A 16,961-nucleotide genomic window follows, 5' to 3' on the forward strand; every position below is an offset into this window, starting at 1 on the left:
ATATGGTTTTTTGAATAAACATTTTATTACGCATTAGTGTATTGAAGGGAGAAATGTAATGAATAACATATCTAACATTGATAATATTCCCAAGGAATATATGTATGACCCTGATTTTCAATCTAAACTGAAAACAATATTAATAGGTGATGCCATTGGATGTGAAAAAATTTATGTGAACATAGACTATGTAAAACCTGGTGCTGAAAGTACAAAGTATCATTCACATTCAGTACAGGAAGAATTCTTTCTCATATTAAGTGGAAAAGGGCTATTGAGAATAGATGGAGAAAAAATATTAATAAAGAAAGGTGATGTTATTTCGAAACCTGCTGGTAAAAATATTACACATCAGTTTATAAATAATAGTTCAGAAATATTGCAGATACTTGATATAGGAACTCGTGAAAAAGATGATATTATTACATATCCGGATGAAAATACAATTTATTTAAAAGATAAAAAGTTAGTTTTTGATATTAACGATAGTATTAAAGATTGGACATCAGAACTAAATGAATAATAGTCTTTTATATCGACACAAGTAAACCCATATAACTAGATATGGGTTTACGTTATTAAGCGCGTATTGATATTCTGAATGTAACACAATTGAGTTACATTCACATTGTTGCTATTGCCCATTTTTTAAAAATTAACTATACTCAATTTATAGTAATTATGGTATAGTTTAATATACAATGTTAGTTAAATATTGTAAATTGAATAAAGGGGGATGGGAAAGTGAAACGTAAGTTTATTTGGGCTATTAATATATTTATAATTATCACCATTAGTATTTTGATATATTTTTATGTAAATACCACATATACATATCAGAGAATTGATATTTATACTGCTAAAAATTTTAATAAAGAAAAAAATACTCCCCTTATATCTATTAATGACAAAAATAAATTGAAAGAAATTTCAACAATAATAAGAATGTCTAAAAAAATGCCAGGAATTTTAAATGTAGTATCACCAGAGTATATATTAGAGATACATGGTTTTAATAAAAGTATGCACACTGTATATTTGTGGATAGGGAAAGATAGTGTTAAGGGTATGTATATGTATAAAGATAATACTGAATCAGGATATTCTATTTCAGAGACGAACGCTCAGAAACTAAGAAAAATAGTAATTACTACAAACAATTAAGTCATACTTTTCATATATTTTAAGTTCATATTACTATTCTGAAAGTAACATAATGGTAATTGTGTTACTTTAACATTGGGTCTATTGCATAGTTCTTAAAAATTTGATTTTGAATGTACTATAACGTATATTATTAATGGGTGTTTTCATTCTCCATTTATGAGTAGCGCCAACATTTCCGAAAAACCTACGCGCTAAGACATATATTTTATAAATTAGACTTGAGCATTACGTAGCGTAATGATTTATAATTAAATTATTACGATATTAAAATAATAAAATTGGAGGTTTAATTTAGTTATGAATGATACTCAAAGTATGCTTAATTGTTATAAAGATGAATTAAAATGGACTCCACCTTTTGCTGAAATACTCTCTAAATATTCTCCAGAAGGTTTAAAAGGATTTTTAGTAATGCGTGAATCAGTTCAAAATGGACATTTACCTAAAAAGACAAGAGAATTAATTTTTACAATATTGGATAGTTTAGATGACGAAGTAAGTGGTGCAAAGGCACATGCTATTTCTGCCATAGAAGCAGGTTTAACCATGGAAGAATTAGTAGAAGCATTTGTAATAGTAACTATTGTTAAAGGTATCAATCCGTTATGTAAAACAGGTGTTGAAGCAATAAATGCAGCAGAAAAAAGATTTCAAGAAATAAACTTAATAAAAGAAAATTAATAATAAATATCATATATATTGACACAAGTAAATCCATATCTAATGATATGGATTTACTTTATTAAGCACGTATTTATTTTGAATGTATTATAAATCAGTTATTTAAACCATCTGATTATTCTTTTGAAGTTTAAGGTACATTGTTTCCTGCTACTTTAATCTTTTTCATAACTTTAAAAACTTTTTTCATTTCCGATTGAGTAAGATATTTTACTTTTTTCTACAAAACATAAAGGAAAATTATGAATGTTTGTTGAATTATGTAAAGATAGCCTGTTATAATTGGTAATATGTTGTAAGGATTTAAAATATGTGTTTGTAAATTTTGCTAGAGATATTTTAAATAAGAAAAGTGTGATTTTTAGAACGCAATAACAAAATTGGAGGTTTTTAGTATGGGAGCTTTAGAAGATATATTTTCAGTATTATTCGTTAAGGACAAATTTTAGCATGTTCATTTTGTTTATTATATATATAAAATGTGAATGATGTATAGGCTAGATTTGTAAACAACAAATGACGGGAAAGAGAATACTTGTTTATAATCAAGCTTATTTATATAAAATGGCACATTAGAAATCAGTCAGAACAAAATGCAAAATCTGAAGAAGACGATTGGAGGAACTTTATGGACATAAGACATCCAGACTATAATAATTCTATCGTGAATTTGGCTTGCTCAGTATTGAAACATTACGGAGCAGAGAACCATCATGAAACTTTAGCAATATTTGATAACTATTTAAAGAAAAATTATAAGAATGTTGTGGTCATGTTATTAGATGGTCTAGGCGTAGACGCCTTAGAAAACCATCTTGATAAAGAAAGTTTTTTGAGAAGGCATTTTGTTTCAGAAATATCTACAGTGTTTCCACCCACCACAACTGCGGCAACAACTTCTATTGAAAGTGGATTGACGCCTAAGGAACATGGGTGGCTTGGTTGGAGTTTATATTTTAGCGAAATAGATAAGATTGTGAATGCTTTTATTAACACAGTGGGAGATAGTGATGAAAAAGCTGCTGATTATCACGTGGCTGGAAAAATAATTCCTTATAAAAGCATATACGATATTATCAATGAAACTGGTAATGCTACAGCTTACAGTGTGTCACCTTTTGGCACCAATAAAGTTTCCTCACATATTGAAATGTTTGAAGAGGTAGAAAGACTTTGTAATCTTGATGGAAACAAGTATATTTATGCATACTTTTCACAACCTGATGCTGCTATGCATGAATATGGCTGCTATAGTAGTGAAGTGACTTCATGGGTGAAAGGACTAAATGAAGGAGTAGAAAAAATGTGCCAGGTGTTAAAGGATACCATTGTTATTGTAACCGCAGACCATGGACATATTAATTTAAACTATAGGTTTGTTAGTGATTATCCTCAGCTTTTAAAGATGTTAATAAGACCAATTTCTATTGAAAGTAGAGCCACCTGTTTTTATGTAAAAGAGGAGTTTAGAGAAATGTTTAAAGAGGAATTTTACAAAGCCTTTGGCAAGGATTTTTTATTGTTTTCCAAAGCGGAAGTCTTAGAAGCAAATTTATTTGGAGAGGGTCAAGCCCATAAAAAATTTGAGGAGTTTATTGGTGATTTCTTGGCAGTTGCCATTGGGGACCAAGGCATTGCATACAGTCCTAAATCAAAACAGTTCTTATCAAATCATGCAGGAATGACCAAGCAGGAGATGATGGTGCCATTTATTGTGGTTGAGAGTCATGGGTAGTTCGCATCTTTCATAAATGTTACATTAATCATGATTCTATGATATATGAATAAATGAAGATTATAAATGTAGAGACTATTAATATCGTAGATGATGGACAAATTAAAGAGTTGCCTTTCAATTATTATCATTTAAAAAACCAGAATAAGCAGAGAAACAGTAAATTGAAAAGGAGAATAAATATGGATAGTGTATATGTAAGTTGCCCTGAATTTGAAAATAAACGATTTAATTTAAGATTTATTTCTATAGATGACTGTGATGGCTTATTAAAAGTATATTCTGATAAAAAAGCAGTTCCCTTATTTAATAGCGATAATTGTGGCGGAGATGATTTTCACTATAATACACGTGAAAGAATGAAGCAGGCTATTGATTATTGGAAATTCGAGTATGACCGGAAAGGTTTTGTAAGATGGTCTATTGTAGATAAAAAAGATAATATTGCAATTGGAACAATAGAGTTATTTCATAGAGATTCTAAAGATTATTTTAATAATTGCGGGCTTTTCCGTTTAGATTTGAGAAGTGATTATGAAACAAAAGTCAATATAATTGATATTTTAAAATTGATTATTGATAAAACTTATCAATTGTTTGAGTGTAACAGGATAGCAACAAAGGCACTTCCTACTGCAAGTGAAAGAGTAAAGGCTTTAAAGGAATTAGATTTTTTACCTACTGAAAATAAGTTGATTGGTCATGATGGGACGGAATATTCATCATACTATTTTAAAGATAGATAAATTTTAATTTGTAGGTCTAATGTAACATAATTTTAAATTCAGTTCTGTCGTATCTTTCTTAGGTTCGTCATAAACAACTGTTAGAAGTACTAAAGAAATTCGAGAAACTGGACAGGTTATGTCTATAATGGAAAGCTTAAAAACTAATACTTAACATAGATAATGAGGGTGGTAAGAATATAAAAATAGTTAGAGTAAACTTCAATGGTTAATATATATGCTACTAGGAAATTGAATCATTTCTTATCTTAATTAATTCCTCTATACTAGGCTCGATATAGGGGGATTCCTCTGTTTTAATATCTTTGAAATTTAATTCATCATTTTTGACCATGTGATTATTTATTGTAATTATAGTATAATTAAACAAATATTTTAATTTACAATAATTAAATATTATCGATTATTGTAAATCGTATAAAACAAATTTAGTTAAATGGGGATGGAATAATAATGATAGATTTATTTAGAGCGTTTTCTACAACAGAAGATTTTTTTTATGAAGGTGCATTTATTGCTAAAGTAAAATATCAGCGTTTCAAATCAAAATTAGATGAAGAAACTTATAGAAGTGAGCTTCTGAAAAGCAATGAAAAACTTTGTATAGCAACCTGTAGCGGATATATTGAAAATGAAATTGCGGAAACATTAACTGTATATTTAATGATGAATGTAACTGTTAAAGAACCTGTTCAAACAGAAACGATTCAAGAGAAAGAGACTTTATGGCATAATTTTTCAAAAGAAGAAATTGCAGATTTTAGTCATCTAACAGGAGATACAAATTCTATTCATCTTACTGAGAATCCTGTTGTACAAGGGCTATTTATTTTGAAAGAACTTTGTAACACTACTAAAGCAAATAAAATAAAAGTAAAATATATTTATCCTGTTTATGGTGATAAACCAATTTATTTGAAACAAGAAGGAAATCTTATCAAGGGTTTTAGTAATGGGATATTATGCTTTAAAGCAACCATATTTTAAAATATTCAATGTAATATAAATAGTGCATAAAGGGAGTGTTAAAATGGATTCAGTGATGTCATGTATATTAGATCGTAGAAGTGTTCGGTCATATACTTCAAAAGAAGTAAGTAAAGATGCTGTTATACAAATATTAACTGCAGCTAATTGGGCTCCATCTGGTAACAATATGCAACCTTGGAGGTTCTCTGTAGTAATTAATAATAAAGACATGATATCTTTGAAAATATTGTAAGTTGGTTATAAATTTAAAGATTAGGAGAAATAATAAAATGAAAAGTACTAATATCTATGCTATTCATGGTTATACATCTTCCAGCCACGCAGAATGGTTTCCATGGCTGAAAGAACAGTTTAAAAATAGTCCTGTTAAAATGGATATTCCCAATATGCCTGATTCCGGGGATCCACATCTTGAAACTTGGCTTAAACATCTTCGTAAAAATGTTTTGGATATTGATGAAAATACGATATTTATCGGTCATAGTCTTGGATGTGTTACGGTACTGCGCTATATTCTCGAAAAAAACATAAAAATCAAAGGTGCAATACTTGTTTCAGGTTTCATAAATGAAAATCCGATGGATGAACAAACAGAAGGCCTTCAAGAATTTGTAGATGGATCACTTGACATGGCAGTAATAAAAAGTCTAATTTCATCAAGAATTGTTATTACTGCAACAGATGATGATATTGTCCCAACCGAAGCAACACAAAAATTAGCCAAAGTGTTAGATGCAAATCTTATTATTCTTTCATCAGGAAAGCATTTTATTGCTCGTGATGGATATACTGATTTTCCTATTTTATTGAATGAAATCCAGAAATTGATTAACGATTAATATTATCCTTATATATATTATATGAAAATCAAAAAAGTTATTAAACCGGCAGCAAGACTTGGAACAAGGTAACGTCGTGAGATGATGACCACTAGGATAGCTGCAGCATTAGGTGCGGATGCAATGGGAGAACATTTGGGTGGTGATGCAGACGGTATAGCTAATTCAATTAGACAGGTTATGTCTATAATGGAAAAATGAATATTTAATTGATGAGTGTAGGAAAAAAGAATAACAGAGATATGTCGACTATGCAAGAAAGTGTTAATTTATTAAAATCTTTTTAAAGGGGAAAAAAAATAGATGGATATTATTAAGGGGAAGAAACAAGACCTATCAGGCATTCTTGATATAATTTCTAACTGTATAAAACATATGGAGAGTCAAAGCATATATCAGTGGAATGAGTTTTATCCAAATTCGGATATTATTGAAAATGATATTAATAGTGAGCATTGTTATGTTTTAAAGGATAATGGCAAGTATATAGCATATGTTGCAATAAATGAAGAACAATCTCCAGAATACAGTCAAATAAACTGGTTTACTGATGGAATAAAGGTATTAGTTATTCATAGATTGTCTGTTCATCCGGAATCTCAGGGAAAGGGTATTGCAAAAAAAATGTTAAAGTTTATTGAGGACGTCGCTACTAAAAATAACTATTCATGTATTAGATTAGATGCTTATAGTGGAAATGAAACAGCACTTAAATTATATGAGAATTTTGGTTATAAAAAAGTGGGGCAGGTATATTTTCCTTGGAGAGACATTCCTTTCTATTGTTATGAGAAAAAAATAAACAGTACTTTGTTATGCTATTGAGTTACAAAAGTTGTCGCTATAAATATGACTATTTTGTAAACTTTTATATTTTAAGCCTCTATTATACCACAAAATAAGGAAAATTTCAAGCCTTGTACTGTTGATAATGAAGTGGTATTAATTATTAGAGGTGATAATTTTATGGAGCAAAAAAGCATGACCGCATTGATAAGTGCATTTTCAAGGGCATATCATTCAGTACAAAACACAGATAAAATATTTGATGATTATTTGGCAAAAGACATTTTAACTGAGAATGAATACGAACAAATTTCAAGTAATATGTCAAAAGGAATCAATTTTTTCAATCCATTATTTGATGGTACACAGAAAGAAGCACTACATTGGATTGTAGATAATCAGTTATCTCCAACCCCACTTGGTAGATCAGCATTTACGGAAAAAGCACTTGAAAATGCTGTGAGAGGTGGCGCAAAACAATATGTAATTTTCGCTGCCGGTTATGATACATTTGCATATCGTCAGCCTGATTGGGCATCAACCATTCAAATTTTTGAACTTGACCATCCGACCACTGCTTCTGACAAACAAAAGCGTATTCAATCAATATTATCAGAAAAACCTGCCAATCTGCACTACGTATCAGTTGATTTTACAGAGAGCAACTGGGAAAGCAATTTAATTTCCTGCCTTGAATTTGATCAAAGTCAAATCAGTTTTTGCAGTTTGCTTGGGATAAACTACTATTTGTCTAAGAGGACTTTTGCTGAAACACTCAACACTATTTCATGTATTGTGCCAAAAGGTAGTGTTATTATTTTTGATTATCCAGATGAGGATTCATATACCACGAAAGCAGGAGAACGAACAAAAAAACAAGTAGCACTGGCTGGTGGGGCTAATGAGAAAATGCTTGCAAGCTATTCCTATTTAGATCTTAAAAATTTATTAGCTGATAGTAAATTCTTAGTTTATGAGCATTTGACACCAAATGAAATAACAGAGCAGTTTTTTAAAAAATATAATAAATTAAATCCAGAGCATCCTATAACAGCATTTGATAATGTAAATTATTGTTTGGCAGTGAAAAACTAAAATAAGAATAATCTAATAATAGCCAAGCATAAATGGAAGTAAAAATGAGCAGCCCTTGAGGATATTCAGGGGCTACTCATTTATCTTTTCTATTGTATTAACTATTTCCAGAAGCTAAAGCTCATTTGTGTTGGAATTTTGTTTGCATTAAGTTCTTGTCTCATTTTTGCCATAGCACTATTAACTTCTGATCTAATAGCTGTTTGATTTGCTGTGCTTGCAATTGTGATATTTCCACCACTAGGAGCTTTTAGGTTCTTTGAGGAGGATGCCTGTGCATTTATGAATGTACCGGCTTTCATAAGGTCAAGTACATAGTCGCCACTTACATTACCTAAACCCATACCATTTGTAAGGTTTATTGTGCCAGTACCATTATTTTCATCAAAGCCCTTTGACATATTGTCTACTGCTAAACAGTTAGTAAGATTTTTAACACCGTTTGTCTGTGCACCATATTTTGATGAACCTGATCCCATCTTAAATCCATTACCGTTACCTTTGCAAGTACCTACCGTCATATTTGTGTCCACGGGAAGTCCTTGTGCTTTGTCATATGCTCCACTGAATACTGTAGCATCACCAGAGTGATATGCTACGCAGTATTGATAAGTTACGTCACTGCTACCTATAGCAAAGCTGTCCCAAGCGTCATCAGAGTTTTCAGCAGATACACAGTATGAGAATACAGTACCTGTTCCAAGGTAAAGTTTTGCTGCAAATCCGTCCGCATTTCCGCCAGTTGTAAGTATGTCAAAGTTTCTGTAAGATACACACCCAGTTACGTGAGTGTTGTTTGGACGTACACTAACTCCTGCTAATTCAAGTGATTCACTACCTGAAATCTGAAGACCTGCATCTCCGTTGTAACGGAATACGCAGTTAACAATTGAATTGTTGTCAGGTTTTCCAGCATTGGCCACAGTGGGTTTTACATTAGCATTATAATTAGGCTTTATGAGCATACCGTTGTCATATGCTTTTTGGATTATTAGTCCTTTTATTGTGTAGCTACCGCCGGTGATTCTAAAACCTGTATATGCATCACCTGTTGTTTTTGGACTCAATTTCTTTGATGCTTCTCTGAAAGTTGTAAAGTCAAGCACTGGAGTGTAACCAGCTGCGGCTTGAATAGTAATACCCGAAGCTAATTTATTAAGTACGATCTGACTTGTACAGTCAAGGGTATTTGCTGCAATTTGTATTGTTTCACCAGTAGTTGCTGATGCAATAGCAGTTTGTAAACTATTAAAGTCTTTAACTGTAACAGTAGCTGGTGTTACTGCAAATGATTGGCTAACAGGGTAAAATGCTAAGCTACACACCATAGATAGTGATAGGAAAACTCCTGACAATGATCTCATTCTTTTCATAAATAATTCCTCCGTATTTTTTTATTTATTCTTAAGTTTAAGGTTGTGCCTAAAACTTATGGAATCCTATTTGTATTTTTGTACTAAGAGACAAAATCTTCTGTTAATTAAAACGTTTTCATTACCGTCATTTCTGAGTTAAGACTGTCTTTAATATTAATGCTACTTTATAATAATTTGTATCCAACATTTATACATTATAGTTTAATTTTCAATGTTATGTAATCATTTACTTATATGTATTTTATCTTATGCAATTTTGAAATTCAAGACATTTGTTCTGAAATTAAAAAAGATTCGTTAGTGTTTATTTTACATATTATCTTAATTATTGACATTTTTCTTTAAGTACCTTTTTTCTAGTTCCTTTTAATCTTAAATAGCCTACCATTAGAGGTGTCTATAAAATTCTCCTTAAAGTGGTCAATCATATTTTGATTTTGCATTATATGCTACTATAACCTATATTTGCATAACCTTACAACTGAGAGTATAATTTAATTATTCTTAAACCAGTATATAATGAGGGCTATTTATGATAAAAAGAATTATTATTCAATTTATTTTAAATTGAAAATATTTAGGAGGAGCTATATGAAACAGATTTTTAAAACATTTGTAATTATGATTTTAGCTTTAATTGTGTCTATACCTATGCAAACAATAGTGAAGGCTAGTACATTTACTATTATGGATTCTAAAAAAGATGTGGCAGTAAGTAAACCTTGGACAGTGAGTTTTAATAAAGCTTTAGATGCGAGCACTGTGAACAACACAAATATTAAGGTGCTTTCTAATGAAAATGTTTACATGGAGATCAAGGTTAGTTTAGGCAGTGGCGATAAAAATATAGTAGTTCAGCCAGTAAATAGTTATGAATATAATAAGACATATACATTGATTGTGACAAACCAGGTTAAATCTTCTGATGGGAAATTCCTTCCAAGTGAAGTTAGAATGGATTTTACTACTAAAAGTACACCTGCAAACGCGAGTGTGTTCACTGTGTGCATTGATCCAGGTCAGTACTATAAAGTAATTACTGATGCAAACGGTGTCAAAGCTAAAGATATAAATCTAAGTACAGCGCTGAAACTCGGTAATATATTAAAAGCAAGAGGCTTTAATGTATTATATACAAGAAGTACTGATGCAGTATCATGGACTCAGGGTGGTGAGGATGATGCAAAAGCATTAATTGCTAAGAACGCAAAGGCTGATGTGTTTTTAAGTATAAATAGTAATTCATATACAACGAACACTGTAAATGGAATTGAAACATACTATGCAGCTGACGATAGTAAGAATAAAGCGCTTGCAACCTCGGTTCAAGCTGAACTAATAAAAGCAACACAAGCTAATGATAGGGGTATAAAAGTAGCAGGCAGTGATAGTAACTTTGCAATATTAAGTAAGACAAGCTGTCCTACCATAGTTACAGAATTAGGATTCCTTACCAATCCAGGAGAGGGGGTATTATTAAGTAGTGAGCAGTATCAAAATAATGCTGCAAAGGCTATAGCTAATGGATTGATGACTTATGCTGGATTTGCAAATACTGATACCACTTATGATAATACTTTAAAGATATCTTCAGTACCAGATATTACAGGTAGTTTAACAGTTGGAGACACATATTCATTACCCAAAACTGTAACCGCAATTATGAGCAATGGTTCAAAACAAACTGTTAGTGTAGTATGGCTTAAAGCAGTTACTACAAGCATTACAGGTATTACTACCTATTATGGAACTGTGAATGGATTAACTACCAATGCGAAAGCTATTATTACTGTGAAGCCGGCAACCACTACGGCAGAGTATAAAATAGTTTTAGATGCAGGGCATGGGAAATATGACCCAGGTGCAATAGGACCAACAGGTATTCAAGAGAAGGATGTAACCCTAGCAATTACTTTAAAGGTGGGGGAGATATTAATTAAGAATAACGTTGACGTTGTATATACAAGAACAACTGACGATATAGCGTATACTGATAATAATGATAATCAAGCGAAAAATCTTCAATTAAGATGCGATATTTCTAATAAGGCTAAACCAGATTATTTTGTAGCCATACATGCAAATGCTTCCGATATTCCAGCGGCACATGGTATTGAAACCTTTTATTATGCAGGAAACTCAGCTGGATCAGAACTAGCACAGAACGTTCAAACTGAATTAATCAAAGCAACTGGAAAAGCAGATAGAGGAATTAAAACTGCCAATGATTATGTTTTTAGAAATAGTAGCGCTACAGCTATACTTGTAGAAACTTCATTTGTTACTAATCCTACAGAAGAGAAATTATTAGCTAGTGATGATTATCAGAATACATTAGCTAAGGCAATTGCAACAGGTATCCTTAAAACGTTAGGGATAACTACTATAGAATATTAATATACATTTGATGCAATTACAAAAGTTTAACGAAATAAAAAGAAATACTGCAAATATTATAGAGGAGAGTGAAATCAAAAACTAATTGATAAACTTCGCAATTATTGGTACAATAATTGTGTATAGTTTCTTTATTTATCATATTTAAATTATACACCAAAAGTGGATTCTTCGGAATCCACTTTTGTATTTACAAAAAAATAGAAAGAATAAGTAATGTATTATTAAAAACCATTTAATTTAGAAGGCACTACTATATTTTTTATAATGTCTAACATTATTAGAAGGGTGTGAGTACTATGAAGTTATCGAAAACTATAGCGCAAAGAATTGTTTTGCAAATGATGGATGTTATTCCTTACAATATAAATGTCATGGATGAAAATGGAGTGATTATAGGTAGTGGAGATATTAAACGTATTGGAAATGTTCATGAAGGTGCTAGAAAAGCAATAGATAATCAATTTATAAATGAAGTATATGAAGAAGAAGACGGAGGAATGAAACCAGGGGTAAACGAGCCTATTATTGTAGATGAAAATATAATAGGAGTAATAGGAATTACAGGGCATCCTGATGAGGTGAGAAGGTTTAGTAAGCTTGTTCGTGTAACTGCAGTTTTATTAATTGAGCAATCTAAACTGGATGAGGAAATTCAGAATAAAAGATTAAATAGGCAGAGGTTTTATCAGGATTTGGCTCACAGAACAACGGAATATGATGAAGACTTTCATGCGAGGGCTAAAAGTTATGGTCTTGACCTTACAAAAAAGTGTCAGGCTATTCTTGTGTATATAAATTCAAATTCAAGTGAATTTAGAATATTATGTAATAAGCACCCTCATTATTATGATATAGATGATAATAAAACAGTATTTTTTACTACAAGTAATTATAAAAATAATACAATATTAAGTTATATTGAAGAGAGCTCAGACATAAATAAAATATGTTTAGGAGGAGAAGAGGACATTGCTGCTGTTTCACTAAAAAATGCAGAACTAGCAATGGAATTTGGTATTAAGATAAAACCATCATCTTTAATATACAATTATGATGATTTAAAGTTCTTTATTCATTTATCTTATGATAATAAAGAATCATTAATTTCTCTATTTTCAAATCTTGATAAATCTGGGAATAAAATAGAACTTGTTAAAACTATACAAGCATATGTTGAACAAAATGGTGATATTAATAAAGTATCTAGTAGCCTTAATATACATAGGAATACCTTAAATTACAGGCTGGAAAGAATAAAACAATTGACAGGAAAAAATCCAAAAATTTTGTTGGAGTTATTTGAATTGTTATGTGGAATAATTTGGAGATAATACCTTGTTTTTATAGAATAAAAGTTAGTGATGATGCTAATAATATACTAAAAAGGACATAAATTTATTTATTTAAAAAAATCATTTGACTTATACTGAAATACGAGGTATACTATATCTCGTAGTGCAAATCGCTGAAACGCGAATAGCTAATATGGCTCCTTGGTCAAGAGGTTAAGACGCCACCCTCTCACGGTGGATTCAGGGGTTCAATTCCCCTAGGAGTCACCATTTATTTTTTATTGGGGTGTAGCCAAGCGGTAAGGCACTAGACTCTGACTCTGGCATTCGCAGGTTCGAATCCTGCCACTCTAGCCAAAGATTTAATCAAATTAAGAATAATGATTTTTTTAATATGATGAATATAAGTAATCCTAGCATAAATTTATTTTGCTAGGATTATTTTTTTATATATCAAAGTATTGAAAATGATAATTTATATAGAAATGTTATTTAGAAAAAAGCCAACAACTAGAAAATTTAGGGGTGAAATTTTTGGGTAATAATGATATTAATGAAGAAATAATACAAGAAAATACTGATAAAGAGACTTATAAAGTTGGAAAGAAGTACTATTTAGATAATAAGGTTAAGGACATAGATGTAGAAATAGAAGACCTGGGAAATTTTGAAGATTATACACAAACTACGATAACTTCAAATGTACAGTCCTCAAAATTTGCATTATATAAAGTAGATGTAAGTTTTGATAATATTAATTTGTTTATAAACTATAACTGTGATTGCGATAAATATAGTTTCGGTTATTACGGACGTAGAAATATGTGCAAACATGTTGTGGCTACATTATTTAAGTATGTTAATGAGAAAGAACAAATTATTAAAGTGAAGAAAATGGTTAAAACAAATAATTTAATTAAACAAATAACTAATAATATTAATGTGGCTCAAAGAGCAAAAATATACTTAAATATAGATATAAAATATGAGCACGGATCTAGCAGCGATAATACAAAATCATTTGTGAGCTTAAAAATCGGTGAGGATAAGCAATACGTGGTTAAGAACATAAAAGAATTCTTAATTTGTTATAATAAAAGTTTTGAGCCAATGGAATTTGGTAAGAAATTTACATATAATCCTTGTTTGCACTCTTTTAGGGATGAAGATCTAAATATTATAGAAATTTTTAAAGAAGCAGGTGAACTGCAGTCGTTAGCGGGGGCTACAAATGCATATAAGAGTAACCAGGTGAAGTTTCTGTCGGGTAAAAAGGCTTATTTTACTGATAGTATGATTAAAAGATTATTAAAGTGCTTATACAATAGAGAGTTATCGGTTGTTATAAAAGGTGAAACCTTTACTAATGTACACATAGAAAAGGAATCTATGCCTTTAGAGTTTAATATAAATAGGGAAGACAATAAATTTATATTAGAGCAAAAGAATAACATGCCTGTTTCGATAACTAGTGATGGTGAATTCTTTTTTTATGAAGGAAAAATATATGAGCCGCCAGTTACACAAAGGGATACTTATATGCCCTTTTATAATAGATTTAAAGATGAAAAAAATGGTTGCATAGAATTTTATGAAGAAGAGAAAGATGATGTAGCATCATTTGTACTTCCAACATTAAATAAAATAAGTAGTAAAGTTGATATAGATATGTCCCTTAAAAACGAATTTTATGTAAAAGAGCTTAAGGCAATTGTTTATTTTGAAAAAAAGTCAGAAAATGTTGAGGCTCTTATAACTTTCAAATATGGAGATATAGAAATAAACCCTTTTAATAGTAAAGAAAATAAAGCACAAGAGGGAAGAGCACTTATAAGAGACATGGATAAGGAAATGGGTATCATAAATCAATTTAATGAATTCGGATTTATTCGTACGGATAATGGTTTTGAAATGTTAGATGAGGAAAAACTTTTAGAGTTTTTAGTTTCAGGACTCGAAAAACTTCAGCAGATGGCGGATGTTTATTATTCAGATGAATTTAAAAAAATAAGTGTGCATGGAAATACTGGGTATAAGTCAAATATTAGACTTAATAAGGATAATCTTTTAGAATTTAACTTTAGCATTGAAGGTGTAGATAATATTGAACTTAAAAATATTTTTGCATCACTAAGAGAAAAAAGAAAATATCATAGGCTTAAAAATGGAAGTTTTGTATTGCTAGAATCTAATAATTTATTAAAAGTTGCAGAAATGATAGAGTACTTAAATATAAAAGATAAAGATATTTCAAAAAATAAAATTCTGCTTTCTAAATATAATGCACTATATATAGAAGAAAAATTAAAACGAGAACAGATGGATTTTGTTGATACAAATAAAAAATTTAAAGAGTTAGTTTATGATTTGAAAAATACAAATGAATTAAAAGTAGTAATTCCAAGTTCTTTAGATAGTATAATGAGAGATTATCAAAAAGTGGGATTTAAATGGTTAAAAACTCTCGGGAAATGTGGATTTGGAGGAATACTCGCAGATGAAATGGGCCTTGGTAAAACACTCCAGGCTATAGCATTTATTTTGTCTGAAGTGGAGGAAAATGATATTAAACAACCAACACTCGTAGTATGCCCGACGTCAGTTGTATACAATTGGAAGGATGAAATAGAAAAGTTTGCACCTTCGCTAAAATGTATAGTAATATCTGGGAATATACGCCAGAGAGAAGAACAAAAACAAAATATAAATGACAATGATGTGGTTATAACATCATATTCACTTATAAGGCGAGATCTTGAGGAGTATAAAAAAATTCAATTTAGATATTGTTTTTTAGATGAGGCCCAGTTTATCAAAAATTTTAATTCTAAAAATTCTGCTGCTGTAAAAAGTTTAAATGCTTTAGGCAGATTCGCACTTACGGGAACACCTATTGAAAATTCTCTTACTGAACTTTGGTCAATATTTGATTTTATAATGCCAGGTTATATGCTAAATCATAGTGCTTTTTCAAAGAAATATGAAGCACCAATTGTGAAAGATGGAAATACAAATGCACTTAAGGAATTAAATAATCATGTAAAACCATTTATACTTAGGCGAACGAAGGTTGAGGTTGCAAAAGATTTACCTCCAAAAATAGAACATAGGATTTCAGTGGAAATGACAGAGGAGCAGAAGAAAATCTATTTGGCTTATTTAAAGGATGCTAAAGGGGAATTAGAAGAAGATGTTAGGGAGAAAGGATTTAATAAAAGCAAGTTTAAGGTGCTTTCAATATTAACAAGGTTAAGGCAGATATGTTGCGATCCATCTACTTTTATAGAGAATTATAATGGAGGTAGTGGAAAAATGGAGGCTCTAGATGAAATCTTAGATAATAGTTTAGAGGAAGGCCATAGAATATTAATATTTTCTCAATTTACAAGAGTTTTGAAGAATATTTCAAATAGATTAGATGATAAAGATATAAACTATATGTATCTTGATGGTTCAACAAAGGCAGAAAAAAGAGTTAAGATGGTGAAGGATTTTAATGAAGGAGAGTCACAGGTATTCTTAATATCTCTAAAAGCTGGTGGGACTGGTATAAACCTTACAGGTGCAGATATGGTTATACATTTTGATCCTTGGTGGAATCCTGCTGTAGAAGCTCAAGCAACAGATAGAGCTCATAGAATTGGACAGAAAAAAACAGTAGAGGTTATAAAATTAATAGCAAGAGGAACTATAGAAGAAAAAATATTTAAGCTTCAACAAAAGAAAAAAGAAATTACAGATAGTGTTATTAATGATGAAACAGGAGCAGAATTGTTCTTATCACAGATGAGTCAAAATGATATTGAAGATTTATTTGTATAAAAAGCAGGCATAGACCTAATTTAGGGTTCTAT

Annotated in this window: 14 protein-coding genes and 2 tRNA genes; 15 read left to right on the forward strand and 1 reads right to left on the reverse strand. The window is 30.5% G+C overall.

Going from position 1 to position 16,961, the window contains the following annotated elements:
* Positions 1 to 58: 58 nt before the first annotated feature.
* The 10 genes from LL038_RS04730 (at position 59) to LL038_RS04775 (ending at position 8,039) form a co-directional block, all read left to right on the forward strand.
* The gene (locus LL038_RS04730) at positions 59 to 523 is read left to right on the forward strand and encodes a cupin domain-containing protein (protein ID WP_216119819.1); all 465 of its coding nucleotides are present in this window, start codon (positions 59 to 61) and stop codon (positions 521 to 523) included.
* A gap of 221 nt (positions 524 to 744) precedes the next feature.
* Positions 745 to 1,164, forward strand: a complete 420-nt coding sequence (locus LL038_RS04735; protein ID WP_216119818.1) for a hypothetical protein — start codon at positions 745 to 747, stop codon at positions 1,162 to 1,164.
* A 300-nt stretch (positions 1,165 to 1,464) separates the two neighbouring features.
* A complete protein-coding gene (locus LL038_RS04740) occupies positions 1,465 to 1,848 on the forward strand; it encodes a carboxymuconolactone decarboxylase family protein (protein ID WP_216119817.1) in 384 nt (127 codons plus the stop codon).
* Positions 1,849 to 2,476: 628 nt separating this feature from the next.
* Positions 2,477 to 3,583, forward strand: coding sequence for an alkaline phosphatase family protein (locus LL038_RS04745; protein WP_216119816.1), 1,107 nt, complete (start codon positions 2,477 to 2,479; stop codon positions 3,581 to 3,583).
* A 182-nt stretch (positions 3,584 to 3,765) separates the two neighbouring features.
* Positions 3,766 to 4,329 carry a GNAT family N-acetyltransferase gene (locus LL038_RS04750; protein WP_216119815.1) on the forward strand — a complete coding sequence of 188 codons (564 nt, stop codon included), beginning with the start codon at positions 3,766 to 3,768 and terminating at the stop codon, positions 4,327 to 4,329.
* Positions 4,330 to 4,782: 453 nt separating this feature from the next.
* Entirely contained in the window at positions 4,783 to 5,316 is a 534-nt protein-coding gene (locus LL038_RS04755; protein WP_216119814.1) for a hypothetical protein, read from the forward strand.
* A 43-nt stretch (positions 5,317 to 5,359) separates the two neighbouring features.
* On the forward strand, positions 5,360 to 5,551 hold the full coding sequence (locus LL038_RS04760; RefSeq protein ID WP_216119813.1) for a nitroreductase family protein: 192 nt from the start codon (positions 5,360 to 5,362) through the stop codon (positions 5,549 to 5,551).
* Positions 5,552 to 5,588: 37 nt separating this feature from the next.
* The gene (locus tag LL038_RS04765) at positions 5,589 to 6,158 is read left to right on the forward strand and encodes an RBBP9/YdeN family alpha/beta hydrolase (RefSeq protein WP_216119812.1); all 570 of its coding nucleotides are present in this window, start codon (positions 5,589 to 5,591) and stop codon (positions 6,156 to 6,158) included.
* Positions 6,159 to 6,461: 303 nt separating this feature from the next.
* Positions 6,462 to 6,983 carry a GNAT family N-acetyltransferase gene (locus tag LL038_RS04770; protein WP_216119811.1) on the forward strand — a complete coding sequence of 174 codons (522 nt, stop codon included), beginning with the start codon at positions 6,462 to 6,464 and terminating at the stop codon, positions 6,981 to 6,983.
* A gap of 141 nt (positions 6,984 to 7,124) precedes the next feature.
* Positions 7,125 to 8,039 (forward strand): class I SAM-dependent methyltransferase, encoded by a 915-nt coding sequence (locus tag LL038_RS04775; RefSeq protein ID WP_216119810.1) that lies wholly within the window; start codon positions 7,125 to 7,127, stop codon positions 8,037 to 8,039.
* Positions 8,040 to 8,140: 101 nt separating this feature from the next.
* Here LL038_RS04775 and LL038_RS04780 read toward each other — a convergent pair whose 3' ends face one another.
* The gene (locus tag LL038_RS04780) at positions 8,141 to 9,412 is read right to left on the reverse strand and encodes a pectate lyase (protein WP_216119809.1); all 1,272 of its coding nucleotides are present in this window, start codon (positions 9,410 to 9,412) and stop codon (positions 8,141 to 8,143) included.
* A 594-nt stretch (positions 9,413 to 10,006) separates the two neighbouring features.
* Here LL038_RS04780 and LL038_RS04785 point away from each other — a divergent pair.
* The 5 genes from LL038_RS04785 to LL038_RS04805 all read left to right on the forward strand — a co-directional run bounded on the left by LL038_RS04785 (position 10,007) and on the right by LL038_RS04805 (position 16,929).
* Complete coding sequence (locus LL038_RS04785) at positions 10,007 to 11,812, forward strand: N-acetylmuramoyl-L-alanine amidase (protein WP_216119808.1); 1,806 nt, start codon at positions 10,007 to 10,009, stop codon at positions 11,810 to 11,812.
* A 299-nt stretch (positions 11,813 to 12,111) separates the two neighbouring features.
* Entirely contained in the window at positions 12,112 to 13,146 is a 1,035-nt protein-coding gene (locus LL038_RS04790) for a CdaR family transcriptional regulator (protein WP_216119807.1), read from the forward strand.
* Positions 13,147 to 13,302: 156 nt separating this feature from the next.
* Positions 13,303 to 13,377, forward strand: a tRNA-Glu gene (locus LL038_RS04795).
* A gap of 12 nt (positions 13,378 to 13,389) precedes the next feature.
* Positions 13,390 to 13,464, forward strand: a tRNA-Gln gene (locus LL038_RS04800).
* Between the two features lie 177 nt (positions 13,465 to 13,641).
* Complete coding sequence (locus LL038_RS04805) at positions 13,642 to 16,929, forward strand: SNF2 helicase associated domain-containing protein (protein ID WP_253199869.1); 3,288 nt, start codon at positions 13,642 to 13,644, stop codon at positions 16,927 to 16,929.
* The last annotated feature ends 32 nt before the right edge of the window (positions 16,930 to 16,961 follow it).

The organism is Clostridium estertheticum (assembly GCF_026650985.1).
Lineage (GTDB): Bacteria > Bacillota > Clostridia > Clostridiales > Clostridiaceae > Clostridium_AD > Clostridium_AD estertheticum_C.

Coding starts and splice junctions, on each gene's coding strand:
- LL038_RS04730 (WP_216119819.1), top strand. CDS start 59: ATGAATAACATATCTAACATTGATAATATTCCCAAGGAATATATGTAT.
- LL038_RS04740 (WP_216119817.1), top strand. CDS start 1,465: ATGAATGATACTCAAAGTATGCTTAATTGTTATAAAGATGAATTAAAA.
- LL038_RS04745 (WP_216119816.1), top strand. CDS start 2,477: ATGGACATAAGACATCCAGACTATAATAATTCTATCGTGAATTTGGCT.
- LL038_RS04750 (WP_216119815.1), top strand. CDS start 3,766: ATGGATAGTGTATATGTAAGTTGCCCTGAATTTGAAAATAAACGATTT.
- LL038_RS04755 (WP_216119814.1), top strand. CDS start 4,783: ATGATAGATTTATTTAGAGCGTTTTCTACAACAGAAGATTTTTTTTAT.
- LL038_RS04760 (WP_216119813.1), top strand. CDS start 5,360: ATGGATTCAGTGATGTCATGTATATTAGATCGTAGAAGTGTTCGGTCA.
- LL038_RS04765 (WP_216119812.1), top strand. CDS start 5,589: ATGAAAAGTACTAATATCTATGCTATTCATGGTTATACATCTTCCAGC.
- LL038_RS04770 (WP_216119811.1), top strand. CDS start 6,462: ATGGATATTATTAAGGGGAAGAAACAAGACCTATCAGGCATTCTTGAT.
- LL038_RS04775 (WP_216119810.1), top strand. CDS start 7,125: ATGGAGCAAAAAAGCATGACCGCATTGATAAGTGCATTTTCAAGGGCA.
- LL038_RS04780 (WP_216119809.1), bottom strand. CDS start 9,412: ATGAAAAGAATGAGATCATTGTCAGGAGTTTTCCTATCACTATCTATG.
- LL038_RS04785 (WP_216119808.1), top strand. CDS start 10,007: ATGAAACAGATTTTTAAAACATTTGTAATTATGATTTTAGCTTTAATT.
- LL038_RS04790 (WP_216119807.1), top strand. CDS start 12,112: ATGAAGTTATCGAAAACTATAGCGCAAAGAATTGTTTTGCAAATGATG.